Consider the following 21,517-nt stretch of genomic DNA (forward strand, 5'->3'; position numbering starts at 1 on the left):
TTGAGCGGAATACTGTATTTTGTTCCCACACCCGTCGGGAATCTTGAAGACATGACTTTCAGAGCGATCAATACGCTGAAAGAAGTCGATTATATCTTATGTGAAGACACCCGAACGTCGGGAATTTTGCTTAAACATTACGAAATTTCAAAACCCTTAAAATCATATCATCTTCACAACGAGCATCAGGCTACTGAAAAAGTGATTTCCGACTTAAAGAACGGTCAGAATATTGCGATCATAACTGATGCAGGAACTCCAGGGATTTCGGATCCTGGATATCTTTTGGCAAAAGCGGGATCAGATCACGACATTGAAATGATTTGCCTTCCTGGTGCCACGGCTTTAATTCCGGCATTGGTGGTTTCTGGTTTACCGAACAATGAGTTTCTTTTCGCAGGTTTTCTTCCGCAAAAAAAGGGAAGACAAACGAAGCTGAAGCAGCTGGCAGAAGAGAAAAAAACGATTGTTCTGTACGAAAGTCCGCATAAAATCAATACGACTTTAGAGCAGATCAAAGAATTTTTCGGGGAAGAAACCAGAGCAAGTTTGAGCAGAGAGATTTCAAAAAAATTTGAAGAAACCAAAAGAGGAACAATCAACGAATTAATTGAGTTCTCTAACAGCAAAACTTTAAAAGGAGAGATTGTGCTGATTGTGAACAATGCTGTGAAATAGAAGAAATTTAAAACCACAATTTAACACACCCAACAAATAATAATATCTTTGCAAACCGGATAATTTATACCCAACGAATTATTAAGGTTCAAAAAAAATTAATCATATATGAAACTATTAGAAGGAAAAGTAGCACTTATCACCGGAGCTACAAGAGGAATCGGGAAGGGAATTGCAGAAATTTTTGCTCAGCAGGGAGCGAAAGTGGCATTTACCTATGCAGGTTCTGTAGAAAAAGCGAAAGAATTGGAAACTGCTTTAAGTTCTGTTACTCAAATTAAAGGTTATCAGTCTGATGCGTCAGATTATGATGCTGCACAAAAACTGGTAGATGATGTAATGGCTGAGTTTGGTAAAATTGATATTTTAGTAAACAACGCCGGAATTACTAAAGATAATCTTTTGATGAGAATGTCTAAAGACGATTGGGACACGATCATTAAAGTAAATTTAGATTCTGTATTCAACCTTACGAAAGCGGTTATTAAGCCAATGATGAAGGCAAAATCAGGCTCTATCATCAATATGACTTCTGTAGTTGGAGTAAAAGGTAACGCCGGACAGGCAAATTACGCTGCTTCAAAGGCTGGAGTAATTGGTTTCACAAAATCTATCGCTTTGGAACTGGGTTCAAGAAATATCCGTTGCAACGCCATCGCACCAGGATTTATTGAAACTGAAATGACGGCAGCTCTTGACGACAAAACAGTTCAGGGATGGAGAGACGGAATTCCTTTGAAAAGAGGCGGACAGCCGGAAGATGTAGCCAATGCGTGCGTTTTCTTCGGTAGCGAAATGTCTTCCTATATTTCCGGTCAGGTTCTGAACGTTGACGGAGGAATGTTGACATAGAAAAAACTAAAACTATATACCATGAAAAACAAAACTGCAGGTTTGATCAGCATCGCTTTTCTCATTTGGAGTGGCTCTGTGGCCGTAAGAAATCTGGAAAAGCCGGAGAGTTTAACTTTTTTAGCAGCGATTTTAGGATGCTTATTCTTCAGCCTGTTATTAATTCTGAATTACACGAAGACTCAAAAAAAATAACAATAAAATCCCGAAATTTTTCGGGATTTTTGCTTTTAAAAATGTGAAAATTGATTCGTGATTTTACATTTTTCAATCATTAAAAACCTGATTTTCCTGCTCCTGAACTCTTATAAAAGTAGTTCTTTTTGACAATTCTTTCAACGTCGAAGCACCCACATAAGTACAGGTTGACCTCACACCGCCCAAAATATCTTTCACCGTTTCAGAGACTGAACCTTTATAAGATACTTTTACCGTTTTACCTTCAGAAGCTCTGTATTCGGCGACACCTCCGGCGTGTTTATCCATTGCGGTTTTAGAACTCATACCGTAGAAAAGTTTATATTTTTTTCCGTTTTCTTCAACCATTTCGCCGCCACTTTCGTCGTGTCCGGCAAACATTCCTCCGAGCATTACAAAATCCGCTCCGCCGCCGAAAGCTTTGGCAACATCACCCGGAACTTTGCAGCCGCCGTCTGCGATGATATGACCTTTTAAACCGTGCGCCGCGTCAGAACATTCAATAATTGCTGAAAGTTGGGGATAGCCGACACCCGTTTTCACTCTCGTCGTACACACCGAGCCAGGACCGATTCCTACTTTGATGATGTCTGCACCTACCAAAAGCAGTTCTTCAACCATTTCGCCGGTTACGACGTTTCCTGCAATGATGATTTTATCAGGGAAATCCTCTCTCGCCTTTTTGACAAACTGCACAAAGTGTTCTGAATAACCGTTCGCCACATCAATACACAGAAATTCGATTTGAGGATGCTTATCAAGAATAAGTTTGATTTTTTCCTCATCCGCTTTTCCCGTTCCGGTACTTAGGGCAATGTATTGATGAATGCTTGTATCTTGATTTTCAAGGAATTCTGACCACTCTTCGACGGTGTAATGTTTGTGTACAGCAGTGATAATTTTATCTTTTGCCAGTTCCGCAGCCATTTCAAAAGTTCCCACGGTATCCATGTTGGCAGCGATGATCGGCGTTCCTTTCCATTTTTTTTGGGTGTGGAGGAAGGTGAATTCTCTTTCGAGGTCAACTTCTGATCGGGATTTTAAGGTTGAACGTTTTGGTCTGAACATAACGTCCTTAAACCCCAGTTTTATATCGTTTTCTATTCGCATTTTGGTGAAATTTATTTTATTTAAATATTAAAATTAATAATTTACCTTAAATATACTACTTTTGAAATCATGGATTTTCCTGTTACTTTTCAGATTTTTGGCAAAACGATTCTTGCACATCCCGTGTTTGAAACGCTGGGAATTTTCCTTGGAATGCGTTTTTATTTTTATCTTAAAAGAAAATCTCCCGAAAAACTGTCTTTCAATACATCAGCTGCGGTTCTGATTGGTGCAACGGCAGGTGCTTTAATTGGTTCAAAACTCATCGGAAATCTTGAAAATCCAGCTGTTTTCTTTAATGATTTTAACTTTAAAAGATTCTGGACCAATAACACCATTGTCGGTGGTTTAGCTTTTGGACTGATTGGAGTTGAACTTGCAAAAAAGATGGTCAGACACAAAGAAAGTACAGGAGATTTGATAGTTTATCCTTTAATTTTAGCGATGATCATTGGCAGAATCGGCTGTTTTCTAACGGGTGTTCATGAAGAAACGTATGGCTTACCCACAACATCAATCTTCGGAATGCATCTCGGTGATGAATATCGGAGGCATCCCGTTGCGTTGTATGAAATTGCTTTTTTACTCTTCATGTGGTTCGAATTAAAAATGATTCAGAGGAAAAACAAATATGTTTCGGGATTTCTGTTTAAACTTTTTATGTTGAGTTACTTTTCATTCAGATTCCTTTTAGATTTTATTAAACCTAAAATTGATATGATCGGAAATCTGGGAACAATTCAACTGGTCTGTCTTTCGATGATTATTTATTATATTTATGTATTAAAGACGGAGAGAAATTTAATAAAACCTAAAAACACAATTAGATTATGAAAATGCTGACACTTTTGGAAGTTGGAGGTTTAGAAGGTTTGGTCGCAATGATCATTCTGATAATTCTTGTGGTGGCCTTCGTTGTATCATTGGTTGTGGCCGTTTTCGCAAAACTTATTTACGAAAGTAAAGACGGACGAAAATTTTCTAAAAGTAAATTTTGGACAACCGTTCTTATTTCAATGTTGATTTGTGGACTGATAAGCGGAGTTGTCTGCGGAGGAATGTAAAAAATTGAAATGGAAATTATAGCAACAATTTTAATACTTCTTTTAGTTGCGGGAGGTATTGTCTTTTTCATATCCTTTGTCATTGCAAAAATTACAGAAGGTATTTTTCATTGGAGAAAGCAGGAATTTTCTTCAAAGCAGTTTTGGCAGACTATTACAATAGCAGCCCTTCTTATTCTGATTATAAGCGGGATGGTCTGCGGTGGAGCACTTTAAATAAAAAATTATGCCGGTTAGAAATTATACTTATTACGATTATACAATAAGCATTTGCCCCGAATGTCTGAAAAGGGTAGGTGCAAAGATCATCATTGAAGATGAAGCGGTTTTTATGACCAAAAGATGTCCGGATCACGGCTTTTTTAAGACGATGATCGCTTCGGATGTTGAGTACTACAAAAATATCAGAAATTACAATAAGGCCTCCGAAATGCCCGTTCATTTCGGAACCGATGTGGAATATGGCTGCCCTTACGATTGCGGATTGTGTGTCGATCATGAGCAGCACAGCTGTCTTTCGATTGTGGAGGTTACCGACCGCTGTAATCTGACGTGTCCGACCTGTTATGCGATGTCTTCGCCGCACTACGGAAGCCACAGAAGTCTGGAGCAAATCGAAGCTATGTTTGACACGATTGTGAGAAACGAGGGCGAACCCGATGTGGTGCAAATCAGTGGAGGTGAGCCCACAATTCATCCGGAATTTTTCAAAATAATGGATATTGCCAAGACCAAACCGATCAAACATTTGATGCTGAATACCAACGGAATCCGTATTGCGAATGATCCAGGTTTTGCTGAGAAACTGGCAACCTATGCTCCGGAATTTGAGATTTATCTTCAGTTTGATTCTTTTAAACCGGAAGTTCTGGAAGATTATAGAGGAAAAGATCTGACGGATATCCGCATGAAAGCTTTGGCGAAATTAAATGAGTTAAATCTTTCCACAACGCTCGTAATTGTTCTGCAAAAAGACAAAAATATCGATGAAATCGGTAAGCTGATTGATTTTGCTTTAAAACAGAAATGCGTCCGCGGAATTACCTTTCAGCCTGTTGAAGTGGCAGGAAGGAACCGTGAAGATTCTGCACATGAAAAAATTACGTTAACAGAAGTTCGTCAGGAAATATTAAATCAATTTCCACTGTTGAATGGAGATGACATTATTCCTGTTCCGTGTAATCCCGATGCTTTGGCGATGGGGTATATTTTAAAACTTGAAGGTGAAACAATTCCTTTAACAAGATACATTAATCCTGCTGATCTGCTGAATAATGAAACCAAAAATACGATTGTTTACGAACAGGATGAAGGTTTAAAAATGCAGCTTTTAGACATTTTCAGTACCGGAATTTCTGTAGATCAGGTTCAGCCTAAAGTAAATCAGTTATTGTGTTGTCTCCCGGAAGTTTCCGCTCCGAATTTAGATTATGATAATCTCTTCAGAATTATCATTATGAATTTTATGGATGCGCATGATTTTGATGTTCGTGCCATCAAAAAATCCTGTGTCCACATTGTGAATAAAGATTTAAAAATGATTCCGTTTGAGACGATGAATTTGTTTTATCGTGATGATAAAATTAAATATCTGGAGGAATTGAGAAAGGAGGATAGGGTTTTGTTTTAAAAATGGTGTCCCACAGATTTCACAGATTTGCACAGATGCCTGAAAAAATAGTCTGTAATTTGGATAATTCAAGTAATGACATAGGAAGCTGAAGCGTTAAGAAAATTTAAATTTAATCCGTTAAAAAATTCCCACTGTTCGAAGCGCGGCAGAAATTTTGAATCGAAGAAACAATATTCGATCGCGCAAGTTTGGGAATTTTAGGATTAAATTTAAATTTTTAGCCTTCAGATTCCAAGTCTTGAATTTTTGGTTCTTTTGTTTCAAGACAAAAGAACTTGATTAATCAAACTTCATCACCTCGTTCAGCGTATTCATATACTCATACGCCGTCATATCAAATTTCACAGGGACAATTGAAATAAATCCGTTTGCCAGGGCAGTTTCGTCAGCATCTTCAGACTCATCCATATTGTTGAAATATCCTGTTAACCAGTAATATTTTTTACCGTGCGGATTGATTCTTTCGTCAAAACTTTCTTCCCATTTTGCGTTGGCCTGTTTGCAGATTTTCACGCCTTTAATTTCTTCTTTCGAAAGTTTTGGGATGTTCACATTCAACACAACACCTTTAGGCATAGGGTTTTCCAAAGTTTTTCTGACAATATTCTGAATGTATTCTTTAGCCTGCGTAAAATCTGCTTCCCAACTGAAATCCAAAAGTGAGAATCCAATCGATGGAAGCCCTTCCACACCACCTTCCACAGCTGCAGACATTGTGCCGGAATAAATTACATTGATTGAAGAATTGGCTCCGTGATTAATTCCCGAAACCACAATATCCGGTCTTCTCGGAAGAATTTTATCCAAAGCCATTTTCACACAGTCAACGGGGGTTCCGCTGCATGAATAATCTTTTTGAGGGCCTTCAAGCTGTACTTCTTCAAAGCTCAAAGTAGAGTTGATGGTAATCGCATGACCTTTTCCGCTTTGGGGAGAATTGGGAGCTACCACGATTACTTCTCCGATTTCGTTCATAAATTCTACAAGATTTCTGATACCGGGAGCCGTAATTCCATCATCATTGGTTACCAGAATAAGTGGTTTTTCCATATTTTATTTTTTAATTTGAACAAATTTACTAAAATGGAAATTGATTTTTGAAAGGGTGGGGTGAAGGTTTTGTTAAAGTTATTGAGATACTTTTTATTGATTGAGGATATAATTGTTAGCTGTTAAACATTAAAAAAAATTTTAATCTAATAATTTGATTATCTTTTTTTACTGCAAATAAACGAATTACAACTTCTGTAAAAATTAGAAAAATTATCAATACCAACAAAAATTTTTATTTTCTGATAATTTCTAAACGGGATACATTTTTAGGTTTATGAAGCAAAATTCCCCATCCACTTACTCTTCCTTTTTCTTCTTTACTCATTAATGCCGACCAATTTTTATATTGTCCTGTGGCAATTTTTAAAGTTGCCAATCTGCCATTACCGTACAAAACAAGTTCATAATTTTCTAAAGGCAACATGTGCCCCTCAGCTCTCAAAATATTATCTTTCCGTTCCTGAGAATTATACCAACTTATATTGCTGTCATAAGTAGCCATTATGATTTCTTTGTCTTTTTCCTTTCCTAATGCAAGATATTCATCGATTTTACCTTCATTTAATAAAGTTCTTTGTTTCTCAAAAAAATCTACAACTTCTTTTTTTAACTCTTCTCTATCCATTTTTGAAAGATCTTCACTGTCACTCCATCCTTTTAAATTGTAGGGAAGTTCTTTAATATCCAAATCCCATGATTGTTCCCAATAAGGAAGTTCTTCGGTAGGGGGATTTATTTTCAACTCATTATTTTTGTAATCTATTTCGTTTGAATATCCCAATGGCTTTTCCTGATCTTTATTAAGTTTAATAAAATAAATGCGCCAACGGGTATCATTATTTAAATTGATATCCTTTGGACTTAAAAGACCATTTTTAGAAAAAATATTATTTTTTGCAGGAAGAAATTTGATTTTTAATTTATGCAATCCATTATGTAACAGATATTGATTCAGCTCAACTGTTTTGCTTTTGTTGTCTCCATAAAAATAATCGACTAAAATGTCATCCAAATAAAGTTCATACGGTGTTAGTGAATTGATGTGAATTGCATATGTTATCTGTTTATTTTTTTCAATTTGGGTTTTATTTTGATTAATCATTTTATTATCAGCTGTTTTAATTTCTTTTTTTTGACAGTTAGTTAATATAAAACTTAAGAATGCTAAGTAAACTAAATAGTTTTTCATAATATTTCTATTTCCCATGGCTTTTTTGGCTCTAATAAGTTCGTTATGTAATCTGGTTCTGTATCATTAGATTGTGAATCTTCTGAATTATCAGATTTTGCTTCTAAATTAATGATTATTTCAGCATCTAAACCATCAAATTTAATAAGGGCAGGAGCTTTATTTGCTCTTTTATCATAAGTAATCCTTGATTCAAACTTTGCTTCTCCTTTGATTTTTGCTTCCGCAGATGCACTACCAATTCCTATAATGCTAACATTAAGGTCTACACCAGCACGTACATATAAACTTGCTGGAATATAGATTTGAATTTCACCTCCATTCCAGCCGTCTACACTATGAAATTCGACAGCTTTGAGTTCAATATTTAATTCAGCTTTAAATCCAACATATATATAATAGTCAATATGAACAGCTCCCAAAGTGAGATAATTTACTTTTTTTACAATCTGTGAAATGCGATACATAGCTTGACCAATTGGACCGATAAACTGCGCATAGAACAATAAGTCAACTTCTCCTTTAAAAGTGAAAAGTGGTTTTGCGGCAATTTCTAAATAATAAAACGAACCAATACTTCCAATTTGTTTTTTACTTTGCGAAAATTTTCCATTTATACCGCCACTAAAAGTGGGCATGCCAAGTTCAATTCTAAAGGGAAACCCTTTTGCTTTCCTTTGTTGCCATCTTTGAGACATTTTGCGTTCAGGAGCTCTACCCTCAGAAGTATTAGCTGTACCATTCGCAATGCTGCTTTCAGACTCAGCAGTTTCGTCAGCAAAAGTTATTGCTTTTACAATTTCGTATGTCTTTAGTAAAAACTTAATAGCGTTGAGAACGGGAAAACCATCGCCTGGTATTAATTCACGTTCTTCATTATTAATTTTGTACAGAGCTTCAAATTCTAACTCATATTTTTTCTCTTTAAATTTCCAATTCTTACTTTGCTCTGATCTTCTTTCACCTGCAAGTTTTTGGTTCTGATTATCTACACTTGTAAAAACTCGATATTTGTAATTTGGATTTTGTTTTACAGATACAGGGGTTTCCGTTTTATATTTAAAATTAATCCACCACTCAAAATCAGGATAGACTTCAATTTTTGCAATTTGGTTAGGATAGCGGCAAGTTGATATTGGAAGAAAGAATATTTGCTTATATCCCTCCTGCATAAAGATATATCTGGCAAGCCATGCCATTGATTGTATTTCAATTTGGGATGTTGAATAAACAGTATCAATAGTATACCCTAATAATTTTGCAAAAGTATTCTCATATGTTTTATTATACAAATACCTCAGCTTCAAAGTAATTTCTTTAGCACTTTCTATTTTGTAATCAATTCCGTCCTGCCACTGTTGTGCCTCAGATGGATTAAATACATTATCGGTTATAATTACATCGGTATCTTTGCTGTTTTCCACTGTAGTTGGAAGACCGGCGTCTTTCTGCTGTTGTTGATGTGTAGAGTCTGGTGTTGTGATTTCACCTCTGAAAAATGCAGAATACACTTTATCTACCTGAAAAACATTTTTATCTTGTGTATGTTTTTGTCCCTCATCCAACAGCAATCCCTGGCAAAATTGGTTTTTGGTCTGTAAGCCATCAAGAGTAATGGTAATTTCTTTTCGTTCATCACCTGCGATAATGGCAAATATTTGTTCAGTTTTATCTATTTCATTAGCTGGTTTTGTCTCGTCAAAGATAACCAGAGAACGATTTGTGTCTTCTTTTTCCTGAATCGTAATTTTTGAATATCCACAAGGATCAAATTCTCGTTTCGTATAGTCAATATCACCGATATACTGAATCATATTTTTTTTGTCTTGTTCTATACGGGTAAGATAATGATCCATCAATTCTTCTGAAACCATAAAACGGCTGGAGATAGAATCTTTTTTATCTACATCCTGAGTTTGTAATAATTCAGCATTATAATTTATAAGATCTTTTGTAGGAGTATCTGCATAGTTTTTAAAAGCCACTCTTTCTTCTTTCGCATTGGTACCGTATATCAGTCCTGGCTCTTGCCAAACCCTATAAACTTCAACTGCTACCGTGAAGTTTTTCTTTCTGTTTTCTCCTTTTTTCCAATCTATATTTATATTAAAATTATGTCTTAAATAATGATTGTAATCACCTTTTTCCCCTTTTGATGTTAAGGTATCAACAATTACTTTGTCCCAAAGATTTTTGTCTTCGAAGTCTTCTGTTTCAGTTAATCCTTTTGCTTCTGTTTCTTCAAGTAAGTAAACTTTTGCTTTGTACTTATTTTTCTTTTCCAGATTATATCCGTGAAACATAATGGTAAGATTTGCAATCTCTCCATAGCGTTTTATATCTTCACTTTTATGAAAGTAGGCATAATCGATTTTTGATGAAGTAATGGGTATAATATAAAAATAAAATCCTGTACCGGGATTCTCACTGAAAAGTTCAACCCTTTGTTTATGTCCAAAATAATATGAGTCTTCAGATGGATTAAATTTTAAATAACGCCCAACTTTATATTTTTTCTCTAATCCATATTTACTAACAGGAATAGTTCCGCCGCTTAGAGGTCCCCAGAGATTTTCTGTAATATCCTCAGGTTTTGCTTTCTCCAAGCTTTGAAAAAAGAGGTCATAAATAAAAGCCCATCTGGCATTATCTGCTGTATATTTAGGGTTGGCCGTTTTTCCACCAACACAACTTTCATCAACGATAAATTCGTTTTTATCTCTTGTATACAAATAATAAGTACCGCCGTTGGTAACGGCTGCAAGTTTTCCGTTCGTGCGCCAATAGCAATGTTGCAATCCAACGGTATTTTCAATATTATCCGACATCATTATTCTGCATTTAAAAATTCATAAGGATCTTTGCTCTCATAATTCTTCACATCCACCAACGGATTTACATGCGACTGCAACTCACTGTCAGCATTCTCAAAATTCCTTTTGGTAGGCTCTCCAATCTGTCCTGTTTTAATGATTTTTATGCAGTCTTTACCGCCAATGGGGCAGGTTGCCTTGCTATCTTCCAATAGTATGTAGCCATCGGGAGGGGAGTATTTTTCTTTTTCATAATAGCCGCTCCATTCTGTGACAATGGCCTGGCAGGGTTTGTAGCCTCCAGGGATGGGCTGCATTTTGCAGGGCCCGAAAGTATTTTTCTCGAAAGTTGATCCAATATCTTTATGCGTTGCTGCCAGTTTTTGTTTTCCTTCGTAATCGTTGAGGTAGTATTTGCTCTGCGTAAGAACTTTTAGTGTGTCGGGACTTGTGCCGAAGTTGCACATACAGATCGCCCCTGTACTACTTTTTCTTTCAGTGACATTGTGTTTATTATTTTGTAATTGTGGTATATAAATATAATAATTATTTCAATACAAAATGACAATTACCAATTATTTTCCAGGTTTTCAAAGTTATCAAAACCCCATTTGTTCGGAGGAAGTTTCACCAAACCGCCGGTAATAAAAGGACTCTCCGCACTTAATGTTTTGTTTTGATACCCATCAGAATCAATCTGATACATCGTAAATATAATTTTTTTGGAAATCAATTTCGAGTCATCCGGATTTTTAGAATAGGTATGGATTGTAGCACGGGTATGCATCGGAAAATGATGGTAAAGATCTGAATCAAACTCTACCCGCAGAGATATATAAAGTATAAAATCATCTGCAATGTTTTTGGGATAGAAATACTTAGGAGCTTTTATTTCATTACTTTCAAACCGGATCACAAAAGAATGATAATCCGTCGGAATCTTTTCAATCGTCTGAACTCCATGAAATCTTACAGGAGCCTGATATGGAATGACAGATAAGAGTAATTCTGTTTCAATCTGTCTGTAATCACCATAATTGATCAGTCTCGGATGGAAAAATAAATTCCAGAACCAATCGTATTGCAAACTTCTTTCAATCATCGATTTTGAATTGATTTTCAGGTCGGCTACAGCAAAAAATTCATCGAGTGCTTTGCTTTGATATTTTTCAGATAACAAGTCTTTATTCTGCTTCCAGCGATTAATTATTTTATCATGATTTAAAATTTCATGGGTAGAATTTCCTCTTTCGTTAATCGTGGTTTCAACTGGATAGACTGATTTTGTAATGCTGTCGGAAATAATTTCGTTAATGAGATCGGGGCTGTGCTGGTTGTAGAAAATATTCTTTTTATCTAAAATAATTGTTCCGATGTGATTAATGGCCTGTAAATCAGCGGTTACTTCGTAATCAATACGTTTTAAAGGTTTGTCTTCGGTTCCGGAAAAATATTTTACAGAAACGCCGTACTTTCGTGGCTTCAGACCTTCAGAATTGATCTTTATGCTGTTGAGACGGCGCTGCAACTCTTTTTTAGACAGAGTAATTTCTTTCATTTCTTTCATTTGTGTTTACACAAAAATAGAAATTATCCCGGTAAACTGAAATATTTTAACAGTAAAATTTAATGAGATTTGCTATTAAAAAATACTTAAAACTGCTTGATATTTCTAAATAAGGTATTACTTTTGATAGTTTGTAACAGCTTAGCGGTTTTACAGACTTATTGGCAAACAATTTTTAAAAAATAATATTATACCTTAAAGATTTATGTGGAAAAATTTTAAACTGAATAAATTTTTACTCCTCATTCCATTAACAAGCTTGATGTTTTGTTTCAATTCACCGAAAAATGATGACGAAAAGATGCAGACGATAATGGTGAGTGTAAAAAACACACTTTCTTATCTTCATTACAGCCCGAAACCCATCAACGATGCCTATTCAAAAGATGTGTACAAACATTATTTTGAAATGGTAGATCCCGGAAAAAGATATTTCCTGCAGTCTGATATGACAGAATTTGCAAAGCACGAAACCAAACTTGACGACTATCTCAATCAGGGAGATTTGCAGTTTTATAAACTTACAATCGACAGATTGTACCAGAGGGTAGACGAAATCGATAAAATCACTCAGGATATTTTCAGCAAACCCATTAATCTTGAAGAAGATGAAGTTTTGATTCTGGAATCTAAAGATAAGGTGGTTCCTGCCAACAAAACCGAGCAGTACAACGAATGGAGAAAGTACATCAAGTACAACATTCTTCAGGAGGTAGAATCTATGAACAGCAAGTATGATGCACAAAAAGAAAAGAAAGATTCTGTACAGAAATACAATCTGAAAGATACCATCAAACTTGAGGTTCTTACGCCACAGCAGAAAATCCAGAAAGCAACTGATGAGGTGAAAGATTTGGTAAAAGAAACCTTTACAAGATTCAAAAAGAGAAAGAAAATGGATTGGTTTTCTGTGTACATGAATTCTTACACAGAAGTTTTTGATCCGCATACAAACTACTATTCGCCAAAAGATAAAGAAGATTTTGATACTCAGTTTACCGGAAAAGTAATCGGTATCGGAGCTATTATTCAGGAGAAAAAAGGCAATCTTTATTTGGGAGCATTGACGATTGGGGCACCTGCGTGGAAGTCTAAACAGCTTTCCGAAGGAGATAAAATTTTAAAAGTAAAATCCAAGCCAAAAGAAGATCACGTCAACGTTGTGGGAATGCTGTCTGATGAAGCTGTAAGATTGATCAGAGGTGAAAAAGGTACGCCTGTGACTTTAACGGTTCAGAAAAAGGACGGTACAGTAAGAGAAGTGACCATGATTCGTGAAGAAGTGGCTATTGAAGATACTTTTGCAAAAAGCATTATCGTCAATTCTCCAAACGGAAAAAAATACGGTTTCATTAATTTGCCAAGCTTTAATGCTGATTTTGAAGATGCCAAAGGAAGAAATGCTTCTGACGACATCAAAAATGAAATCATCAAGTTAAAAGCCCAAAATATCGAAGGAATTGTATTGGATCTTAGAAATAACGGCGGTGGCTCATTGACGGAAGTGGGTGACATTATGGGACTTTTTATGAATGCGGGTCCTTACGTTCAGGTAAAAGACGGAAACGGAAAAATTCAGACGCTTAAAAACAAGCAGGAAACACCAATCTGGACTGGTCCGGTAGTTATTATGCAGAATGAACTTTCGGCGTCAGCATCAGAGATTCTGGCAGGTGCAATGCAGGATTACGGAAGAGCCGTTGTCGTTGGTTCCCCACAATCTTTTGGAAAAGGAACTGTACAGACTTTTGTAGATTTGAACAGATTTTTAAATACTGAAGATGATTTTGGTTCTTTAAAACTGACAATTCAGAAGTTTTACAGAATTACGGGAGAGTCTAACCAGAGAAAAGGTATTGTCTCTGATCTACAGATGAAAGATTTCTTCACTTATGCAGAGATAGGAGAGAGATACGATGATTTCGCTTTGGCCTGGGATAAAATACCTGCTACAAAATACGATAAGCTGAACTATTTTGATGTAAAAGCTCTTGAAGCTGCCAGCAATGCAAGAATGGCAAAAAATACAAATTATCAGCTTCTGTTGGAGTCTGCACAATGGAGAGAGCAGTTGGATAAAGAGAAAACCATTACTTTGAATATGAATAAATTCAACGATTTGATGAAACAGAGAAAAGCTCAAATCGAAAAATTCAAGGTTCTTACTAAATTTGATAACGGATTGAAGTTCACTATGTATCCAGCCGAAATCGAAAGAGAGAAAAAGGATGAAGCCTTCAAAAAGAAGTCTGAAATCTGGGTTAAAAACCTCCGAAAAGACACTTACCTTCAGGAAGCAATGAACATCATTGCAGATATGAGTAAGAAAGTATAAAATATAGAAAGCCAGCTGATTAGCTGGCTTTTTTTATTTGTCATTATAGTGACCTAAAGATTGAATAACAGTGATGGAAATTTCGCTTTCGAATATTTCGTATACAAGCCTGTCTCTTTTATTGATAATCCGACTCCAAACTTCTCCATCAAAATGTTTTAACTGTTCAGGTGATCCGAGTCCGGTTCGAGGATTTCTTCAAGTTCCAGAATTAAAGTTTGAATTTTCTTCATATCTAATTTCCGACCCGATTTCTTTATATCCTTTAAATCATTGATTGCTCTTTTGGAGTATTTTATTAGATATTTTCCCATAGATTTTTAGAATCTATTGATATTAATTTTCCTTCCTTTTTTTCTTTTCTTGCCTCTTCAATTTTGTTTTTCAAATCCGCAGAGATTTCTTCTGATTCAGATTTTTCTGTTCTGAACTGTATTTTCATTTCTTCAAGTAAAGATTTTAGCAGATTCAACTGTTTTTTATTCTTAGGAATAACTAAAAGATTTTCCATAAAACTTTATTTTCTACAAAGTTATGCAAAATTTAGAATTGCCTGCTAACTGAATTTAAAGTATCAAAAAACCACTACAAAAATGCAGTGGCTTCACAATATTTAAAATTAAATTCTAATCATTCTGCTGGTTGCCCAAAAAAGCATCCCAACCCTGCGCCGTTAAAGCCACCAGTTGGTTTGATCCTCTCGCCACCATAAAGTTTCCTTCCTCTTTTTCAACGGCATGACCGATGATGGTAAAGTCAGGATGGTTTTTCATTTTTTCAAAATCATTCGGGGAAATTGTGAATAATAATTCATAATCTTCGCCGCCGCTTAAAGCCGTCATTACAGGATTTAAATTAAATTCATCCGCCGTTGTAATCGTCAGATTATCCATCGGAACCTTCTCTTCATATAATCTAAAACCCACTTTAGACTGGTCAGATAAATGTAAAATTTCAGATGCTAAACCGTCAGAAATATCAATCATTGACGTAGGCTTAATGTCCAGTTGTTCCAAAGTCGCCTTTACGTCAGTTCTTGCTTCAGGCTTCAGCTGTCTTTCCAAAATATAATCAAACCCATCCATTTCAGGCTGCATATTAGGATCAGCAAGGAAAACGGCATGCTCTCTTTCCAAAATCTGAAGTCCCATGTAAGCACCGCCCAAATCTCCGGTTACAACCAATAAATCATTCGGCTTTGCTCCGCTTCTTTTAACAATATTTTCTTCGTTTTCAAGTCCGATGGCTGTTATGCTCATGATTAAACCAGCGTTGGAACTCGTTGTATCTCCGCCGATTAAGTCAACTTTATAGTGTTTACACGCCGCCTGAATTCCCGAATACAATTCTTCCAGAGCTTCCACCGGAAAACGGTTGGAAACTGCCAGAGAAACCAAAATCTGCGTTGGTGTTGCGTTCATTGCAGCGATATCGCTCAGGTTGACAACCACAGCCTTGTAGCCCAAATGCTTCAACGGAACATATCCAAGGTTAAAATGTACGCCTTCCGCCAAAACATCGGTAGTTAAGACCACTTTTTTACCTTCGGGATTGATCACAGCCGCATCATCACCAACGCCGAGTTCCGTAGAATCATTGACGATCGGGAAAAACTGTGTAAGGTGCTTTATCAACCCAAATTCTCCTAATTTGGAAATGGGCGTTAATTCTGGTTCTTTATCTTCAAACATATCTTTTTATATAATTGATGTTTGATTATTGATAAATGATTTTGAAGACGTTGTACAGTATCAATCATCATTTATCAATGATCATTTATTTATTAAAAATTGCTGGGTCAATATTCTCTGGACGGAAAGGCAGTTTCTTAAAATCTTCTCTCGTCATCAAAATGGTGTCCGCGGTTTTGTATTTATTCATCGCTTCAACTACATCGTCCGGTGGAGTGGTCATTTTTCTGAGCATCGTGTCGATCCAGACTCCAGTGGCTTCTGAGGTTGCACAGTGTGAGCCGTCAGGAAGATAAAATTTGTGTACAAAACGGTAAATCGCCGCATCTTCGGCACATCCGTCGATTTCAAGACTTACAATCACTTTCTGATCGGCAAAAATTTCTTTGAAGAAAGAAAATCTCTCGTGCATGATCACCGGACCAATTCCCCAACGGCTCATTTGGGTAACACCCATTTTTTCTTTTTTCATAAAAGCCATTCTCGTCTGTGCACAATACTGTACATAAGAAGAGTTGGCAAGGTGTTTATTGGCATCCAGATCGCTCCAGCGAACTTCAAAAGTATGATAGAAAGTCATTTAAATTTATTTTAAACCACAAAAGTCACAAAGATTAAATAATTATGATGAAGCTAAAATTCAGCTCATAAAAGTTCAAAAAAGGATTGTGCCTGAGCAGTTGATTTATTGTCACAAAATTACTCAAATAAGATGGTTTATAAAAATTGTAGTTTTGCAGAAATAATCCTTTACATAAAGCTTTTGAATTTTTTTGAAAAGATGGAATGATCAGAATCCTTTTTTGATCTTTTGAAAAAAAAAAGATAGCTTTTGTGACTTTTGTGGTTAAATAAAAACTATGAAGCAAATAATCATTATCGGAGGTGGTGCGGCAGGCTTTTTCTGCGCAGCCAATCTTGACGGAAGCAAATATAAAATTACGATTTTAGAGCAGAATTCTGATGTTCTTCAGAAAGTTAAAATTTCGGGCGGAGGTCGCTGCAATGTTACCCATGCCTGTTTTGATCCCAAAGAACTGGTTCAGTTTTATCCTCGTGGAAATAAAGAATTGCTAAGTGTTTTTACCAAATTTCAGACTGGTGATACGATGGATTGGTTTGAAAAACGAAATATTACGTTAAAAATAGAAAATGACAACAGGGTTTTTCCTGAAAGCAATTCTTCGCAGACGATTATCAACACTTTTTTAAATGAAATCCAGAAGAAAAATGTTGAGGTAAAAACAAAATGTTCCGTTAAGGAAATTGAAAAGCTGAATGAAAAATATTTAGTCAAAACCAGTTTAGGTGATTTTGAAGCGGATTTTGTGGTGTATTCCACCGGTAGTTCGCCGAAATCTTTAAAGATGATTGAGAATTTAGGGCATAAAATTATTGATCTTGTTCCGTCACTGTTTACTTTCAATATCAAAGATGATTTACTGAAAGACCTTTTGGGAACAAGTTTCGAAATGGCAGAAACCTCAATTCCAAAACTGAAAACGGAAGAGAGTGGACCACTTTTAATTACGCATTGGGGACTTTCGGGGCCAGCGATTTTGAAGATTTCCGCGTGGGAAGCTATCAATCTGGCAAAAGTGAAATACAATTTCGAAATTGAGGTTAATTTTATTTCAAAATCAAGTGAGGAAGCAGAAGAATTATTTCTTAATTTTAAACAATCCAATCCGAAGAAAACAATCGGCTCATCGAAAATTTTTGAGGTAACAAACCGTTTTTGGCAGAGAATTCTGGGAGTTTCGAATGTAAATGTTAACAAACAGGTTGCACAGATTTCCGGAAAAGAAATGCAGAGCATTATTGAAAATCTTTGCAGAAGAAAATTTCAGGTAACGGGAAAATCGACTTTCAAAGACGAGTTTGTAACCGCCGGAGGTGTTGATTTAAAGGAAATTAACTTTAAAAACATGTCTTCAAAGATTTTGCCTAATTTTTATATCGCCGGAGAAGTTTTAAATATCGACGCCGTGACGGGAGGATTTAATTTTCAGGCTTGCTGGAGTGAAGCATGGCTGATTGCTCAGGATTTGAATAATTTAAACTAAAATATTATGATGAAGAATTTACTGCAAATCTTATTGATTCTCAGTTTTGTAAATGCTTTCGGACAGCAAACGAGTGATTTGAAAATAGGAACACCGTCGTTAAATGACAGCATCTACACAATGACAGAACAGGCAGCTGAATTTCCTGGAGGATTAAATAAATTCAGACAGGGATTAAGCGATAATTTTGATGCGAGCGCTATTAAAGGTAAAGGACAGTTTAGCTGTGAACTTTCCTTTGTGATTTTAGAAAATGGTCAAATAAGTAATTTAGGTGTTACAGGTAATGATATTGTATTTAATAATGAAGCTATACGAGCTTTAGGCTCAATGAAGAATAAAGTATGGAAGCCTGGAAAAATAAATGGGGAACTTGTAAAGTCCAGATACAAAATACCTTTTAAGGTTACTTTTGAATAATAACACAAAGTGCTTTCCCTCAAAAAAAACATCCCAATCTTTATAAAAACCCTTCTCATCATCGGTTTTGGATATTTCTTTTGGCTCATGCTGAAGATCACTTTGGAATATGTTCCGCTTAAAACAGATGTGAGTTTTCTGATGATCAAACAGACCGAAGTGGAAGGAAGACCTGAATATCTTTGGTTTTTCTATACTCACGTTTATACCAGTATTTTTGTTTTGCTGGCAGGGTTTTTAGCCATAATCAGAAAAGATTTCGGCTTAAAAAACTTTCACAGAAACGCCGGAAAAATTTATATTTTTCTGATTCTCTTAGTTGCGGCACCTTCCGGAATTTACATGGGAATTTTTGCCAATGGAGGAATTTTAGCCAAAACATCATTCGTTATTCTGGGTTGTCTGTGGTGGTTTACAACTTTTAAAGCTTATCAGTTAGCCCGACAGAAAAGATTTAAAGAACATAAACAGTGGATGTGGCGAAGTTTTGCCCTTACAGTTTCTGCGCTTACTTTGAGAATCTGGAAGGTAATTATTGTATATTTATTTCATCCAAACCCAATGGATGTTTACGAAATTATCGCGTGGCTCGGTTGGGTTCCAAACTTTATTTTAATTGAATACTTAATCACAAAAAAACAGATATGAAAATTGTAAAATTATCGCTTCTTGCTTTCTCAGTTGCCGCTTTGGTAAGCTGTAAAAAGGAAAAAGGAGCAACAGAAAAACCTAACGAGAGTGTTGCAGAAAAGAAAGATTCTGTAGTAATTCCTGAAATTCACAAAGAATTGTACGGTATTTACACAGGGGAATTTTTTGGTAAAGGAAAAATTTACGACAGAGAATTTAATGAAAGTTATGAGGGAACGGATTACAGAAAACTATCACTCAAAATCAACAGAATTACAAAAGATTCTGTCTACGGACAAAGCATTGTAAACGGAAATCAAAGACCTTTCAGAGGGATTTTTAATGAAACTTCCAATTCATTTATTTTGGATGAACCAGGAAATGATAAAACCGACGGAAGATTTGAAGTGAAAATTTACAAGGATTCAATGTCGGGAAGCTGGGCAGCTTATAAAAAAACAGGCATCAATGTTCCTGTAAAGCAATTGAAGCTGGCTAAAAAAGAGTTTGCCTACAATCCCAATTTTATGCTTAATGAAGATTCTGATCTCATCGACTGGGAAAATCCAAGGGATTTCAAGGAAAAATATACTGATGATGATGGTAAAACCGAATCCTACACCACATCAAAAAACAGATTTGCCTCAGACGCAGTTTTCAAAATAAATGCTTCAAAACAGAAACTTGCTGAGAAAGATTTGAAAAATCTCAGAAAACTCGATATGGAAATCATTAAAAATGCAGTTTTTGCGAGACACGGTTATGCCTTCAAAAAACCTACATACAGATACTTTTTTGAGCAGACAGACTGGTATATTCCGGTTTCAAATAATGTGGATGACCAGCTTTCAAAACTGGAAAAAGACAACGTTGTTCTTTTGAACCGTTTCATAAAATATGCAGAAGATAAATACGACCATTTTGGAAGATAATTTTTTTCAAATCAGATTTTTAAATAAATAAAATCTTTATTCATGGGAAAACTGGGCGACTTTGCAATTTTACTTTTTTTACCGATAGTCATACTTTTTCAGATATTTTTAGGATTTATCATCACATCAGTCTGGAAAATAAAGGTCATAGAAAACGATTCGGTAAAGAAATATTTAACCTTTTGGCTTTATGGTCTTGTAGGCTCCATTGTTGTGGGTGGCGTTGTGATGCTTATGATAACGGTTTTTCAGAAACTCATGGTATTTCTGTTCAGATAAACCGGAATCAAGAGAAGCAGGCATCCTATGGCATAACACAAAATATCAATCCACGAAAATGAATTTCCAATAACGATATGCATGAGGCTTCCTCTTTGGAAGCCTAATTTTTCGGCGATATTAAAATACTGTGCAAACTCAATAAAACATGAAAAAATGAAAATTCCGGCTATCAGTTTAATACTGTTCATTTTTATAAAAGTTCTCACAAAAGTGTAAAGTAAGATTACCACAATCACATCACCGAGATAGGCTCTTACGAAGAAATTGTTTTTTAAAACCGTCGCAATTAAAACTTCGATGCAAAAAAGGAGTAGGGAGAGCAAAAGGTATTTCAGACTGAATTTAATTTTCATTTCATGTTTATTTACTGCAAACATAATTTATTTGTCAAAAAAAAGCCAATTTTATTAATAACAATTTAGATGAAAACGTATCAAAGGCATTTTTTTTGTAACGAAAGCGTTGTTGATAATTATTTTAATTTTGTAAAAAATTATTGAATGAAAAAGTTATTTATAATATTAATGCTTGCTTCATTAGGAGTAAATACAAATGCACAGACCAAACCCAGCTCTGAAACAACTGCAAAACCGCAAGTTGCTAAAACCGTTGAAGAGCTGCCAGACTACGCCGAGCTTCAGAAAAAACTTGACCTGAAAGACGTAGTTACAATGGCCGATGAAGAACCGGAATACCCGGGAGGCAAAAAACTTTATTTATACAAGGTGTCTGAGAATATGCCGATTATCGATATTAAAAATAAAGAGCAGTTCAGCACCACCATATACGTTATTGTAGAGAAAGACGGCTACGTAAGAAAATATGCCGCCATCAGCAAAAACAAAAAACACGCTGCTGCAGGCGAAGAAGCCGTAAAAAAAGTTTTCGAAAGGTGGAAGCCAGCCAAAGTTGGAGGTAAACCTGTACGTTATATTTTCTATATTCCCATAGGTTTGAGAAAATGGTAAAATTTGATACAAAAATCAATCGGCGTCATTTGGTGA

General features: G+C 35.7%; 25 protein-coding genes and 1 pseudogene. 14 read left to right on the top strand and 12 right to left on the bottom strand.

All coding sequences use genetic code 11. From position 1 onward, the window contains the following. From rsmI to NG809_RS09770, 3 genes are all read left to right on the top strand, one after another. A complete protein-coding gene (rsmI, locus tag NG809_RS09760) occupies positions 1-678 on the top strand; it encodes a 16S rRNA (cytidine(1402)-2'-O)-methyltransferase (RefSeq protein ID WP_262150171.1) in 678 nt (225 codons plus the stop codon). A gap of 108 nt (positions 679-786) precedes the next feature. Further along, positions 787-1,530, top strand: a complete 744-nt coding sequence (gene fabG, locus NG809_RS09765; RefSeq protein WP_262150173.1) for a 3-oxoacyl-[acyl-carrier-protein] reductase — start codon at positions 787-789, stop codon at positions 1,528-1,530. Between the two features lie 21 nt (positions 1,531-1,551). Beyond that, complete coding sequence (locus NG809_RS09770; RefSeq protein WP_262150175.1) at positions 1,552-1,725, top strand: hypothetical protein; 174 nt, start codon at positions 1,552-1,554, stop codon at positions 1,723-1,725. 72 nt (positions 1,726-1,797) lie between these two features. Here the strand turns inward: NG809_RS09770 and NG809_RS09775 are convergent, their stop codons facing one another. Then, positions 1,798-2,838: a GMP reductase gene (locus tag NG809_RS09775; protein WP_262150177.1), complete on the bottom strand. Its 1,041-nt coding sequence runs from the start codon at positions 2,836-2,838 to the stop codon at positions 1,798-1,800. Between the two features lie 69 nt (positions 2,839-2,907). Here NG809_RS09775 and NG809_RS09780 point away from each other — a divergent pair, with 69 nt between their 5' ends. Genes NG809_RS09780 through NG809_RS09795 form a run of 4 tightly spaced genes read left to right on the top strand, consistent with a single transcriptional unit; the run spans position 2,908 to position 5,532 of the window. Then, on the top strand, positions 2,908-3,672 hold the full coding sequence (locus NG809_RS09780) for a prolipoprotein diacylglyceryl transferase (RefSeq protein ID WP_262150179.1): 765 nt from the start codon (positions 2,908-2,910) through the stop codon (positions 3,670-3,672). Then, positions 3,669-3,902: a hypothetical protein gene (locus NG809_RS09785; protein WP_262150181.1), complete on the top strand. Its 234-nt coding sequence runs from the start codon at positions 3,669-3,671 to the stop codon at positions 3,900-3,902. The genes NG809_RS09780 and NG809_RS09785 overlap by 4 nt, the downstream gene beginning before the upstream one ends. Positions 3,903-3,911: 9 nt before the next feature. Then, positions 3,912-4,118, top strand: coding sequence for a hypothetical protein (locus tag NG809_RS09790; RefSeq protein WP_262150183.1), 207 nt, complete (start codon positions 3,912-3,914; stop codon positions 4,116-4,118). Between the two features lie 10 nt (positions 4,119-4,128). Further along, positions 4,129-5,532: a radical SAM protein gene (locus NG809_RS09795; RefSeq protein ID WP_262150186.1), complete on the top strand. Its 1,404-nt coding sequence runs from the start codon at positions 4,129-4,131 to the stop codon at positions 5,530-5,532. A gap of 282 nt (positions 5,533-5,814) precedes the next feature. On the opposite strand, the gene surE is transcribed toward NG809_RS09795, so the two are convergent. From surE to NG809_RS09820, 5 genes are all read right to left on the bottom strand, one after another. Further along, positions 5,815-6,585, bottom strand: a complete 771-nt coding sequence (gene surE / locus NG809_RS09800; RefSeq protein WP_262150189.1) for a 5'/3'-nucleotidase SurE — start codon at positions 6,583-6,585, stop codon at positions 5,815-5,817. 235 nt (positions 6,586-6,820) lie between these two features. Then, positions 6,821-7,777 carry a hypothetical protein gene (locus NG809_RS09805; RefSeq protein WP_262150190.1) on the bottom strand — a complete coding sequence of 319 codons (957 nt, stop codon included), beginning with the start codon at positions 7,775-7,777 and terminating at the stop codon, positions 6,821-6,823. Continuing rightward, positions 7,774-10,608, bottom strand: coding sequence for a hypothetical protein (locus tag NG809_RS09810; RefSeq protein ID WP_262150192.1), 2,835 nt, complete (start codon positions 10,606-10,608; stop codon positions 7,774-7,776). Before NG809_RS09810 ends, NG809_RS09805 begins: the two co-directional genes overlap by 4 nt. Further along, a complete protein-coding gene (locus tag NG809_RS09815) occupies positions 10,608-11,057 on the bottom strand; it encodes a DUF4280 domain-containing protein (RefSeq protein WP_262150194.1) in 450 nt (149 codons plus the stop codon). Before NG809_RS09815 ends, NG809_RS09810 begins: the two co-directional genes overlap by 1 nt. A gap of 101 nt (positions 11,058-11,158) precedes the next feature. Next, complete coding sequence (locus tag NG809_RS09820) at positions 11,159-12,148, bottom strand: hypothetical protein (RefSeq protein WP_262150196.1); 990 nt, start codon at positions 12,146-12,148, stop codon at positions 11,159-11,161. Between the two features lie 214 nt (positions 12,149-12,362). On the opposite strand from NG809_RS09820, the gene NG809_RS09825 reads away from it, so the two are divergent. After that, a complete protein-coding gene (locus NG809_RS09825) occupies positions 12,363-14,492 on the top strand; it encodes a carboxy terminal-processing peptidase (protein ID WP_262150199.1) in 2,130 nt (709 codons plus the stop codon). Between the two features lie 33 nt (positions 14,493-14,525). On the opposite strand, the pseudogene NG809_RS09830 reads toward NG809_RS09825, so the two are convergent. From NG809_RS09830 to NG809_RS09850, 5 genes and pseudogenes are all read right to left on the bottom strand, one after another. After that, positions 14,526-14,630, bottom strand: a pseudogene (locus NG809_RS09830) (Txe/YoeB family addiction module toxin); the annotation flags it as partial. A 20-nt stretch (positions 14,631-14,650) separates the two neighbouring features. Next, positions 14,651-14,806 carry a hypothetical protein gene (locus NG809_RS09835; RefSeq protein WP_262150201.1) on the bottom strand — a complete coding sequence of 52 codons (156 nt, stop codon included), beginning with the start codon at positions 14,804-14,806 and terminating at the stop codon, positions 14,651-14,653. Then, a complete protein-coding gene (locus NG809_RS09840) occupies positions 14,791-15,003 on the bottom strand; it encodes a DUF2683 family protein (RefSeq protein ID WP_262150203.1) in 213 nt (70 codons plus the stop codon). The genes NG809_RS09835 and NG809_RS09840 overlap by 16 nt, the downstream gene beginning before the upstream one ends. Positions 15,004-15,118: 115 nt before the next feature. Further along, positions 15,119-16,183, bottom strand: coding sequence for a thiamine-phosphate kinase (gene thiL, locus NG809_RS09845; RefSeq protein ID WP_262150205.1), 1,065 nt, complete (start codon positions 16,181-16,183; stop codon positions 15,119-15,121). 85 nt (positions 16,184-16,268) lie between these two features. Continuing rightward, positions 16,269-16,763: an acyl-CoA thioesterase gene (locus NG809_RS09850; protein WP_262150207.1), complete on the bottom strand. Its 495-nt coding sequence runs from the start codon at positions 16,761-16,763 to the stop codon at positions 16,269-16,271. A 280-nt stretch (positions 16,764-17,043) separates the two neighbouring features. On the opposite strand from NG809_RS09850, the gene NG809_RS09855 reads away from it, so the two are divergent. Genes NG809_RS09855 through NG809_RS09875 form a run of 5 tightly spaced genes read left to right on the top strand, consistent with a single transcriptional unit; the run spans position 17,044 to position 20,510 of the window. Further along, entirely contained in the window at positions 17,044-18,249 is a 1,206-nt protein-coding gene (locus tag NG809_RS09855) for a BaiN/RdsA family NAD(P)/FAD-dependent oxidoreductase (protein WP_262150208.1), read from the top strand. A gap of 6 nt (positions 18,250-18,255) precedes the next feature. Then, entirely contained in the window at positions 18,256-18,669 is a 414-nt protein-coding gene (locus NG809_RS09860; protein WP_262150209.1) for an energy transducer TonB, read from the top strand. A gap of 9 nt (positions 18,670-18,678) precedes the next feature. Continuing rightward, the gene (locus tag NG809_RS09865) at positions 18,679-19,317 is read left to right on the top strand and encodes a DUF2306 domain-containing protein (protein WP_262150210.1); all 639 of its coding nucleotides are present in this window, start codon (positions 18,679-18,681) and stop codon (positions 19,315-19,317) included. Then, the gene (locus NG809_RS09870; RefSeq protein ID WP_262150211.1) at positions 19,314-20,231 is read left to right on the top strand and encodes a YARHG domain-containing protein; all 918 of its coding nucleotides are present in this window, start codon (positions 19,314-19,316) and stop codon (positions 20,229-20,231) included. Before NG809_RS09865 ends, NG809_RS09870 begins: the two co-directional genes overlap by 4 nt. Positions 20,232-20,273: 42 nt before the next feature. Then, on the top strand, positions 20,274-20,510 hold the full coding sequence (locus NG809_RS09875) for a hypothetical protein (RefSeq protein WP_262150213.1): 237 nt from the start codon (positions 20,274-20,276) through the stop codon (positions 20,508-20,510). Here the strand turns inward: NG809_RS09875 and NG809_RS09880 are convergent. Beyond that, positions 20,480-20,866, bottom strand: a complete 387-nt coding sequence (locus tag NG809_RS09880) for a ribosomal maturation YjgA family protein (protein WP_262150215.1) — start codon at positions 20,864-20,866, stop codon at positions 20,480-20,482. The two genes, NG809_RS09875 and NG809_RS09880, sit on opposite strands and share 31 nt — an antisense overlap. A 147-nt stretch (positions 20,867-21,013) precedes the next feature. Here NG809_RS09880 and NG809_RS09885 point away from each other — a divergent pair, with 147 nt between their 5' ends. Next, a complete protein-coding gene (locus tag NG809_RS09885; RefSeq protein ID WP_262150217.1) occupies positions 21,014-21,481 on the top strand; it encodes an energy transducer TonB in 468 nt (155 codons plus the stop codon). Positions 21,482-21,517: the final 36 nt, after the last annotated feature.

Origin of the sequence: Chryseobacterium foetidum, assembly GCF_025457425.1 — a bacterium.
Lineage (GTDB): Bacteria > Bacteroidota > Bacteroidia > Flavobacteriales > Weeksellaceae > Chryseobacterium > Chryseobacterium foetidum.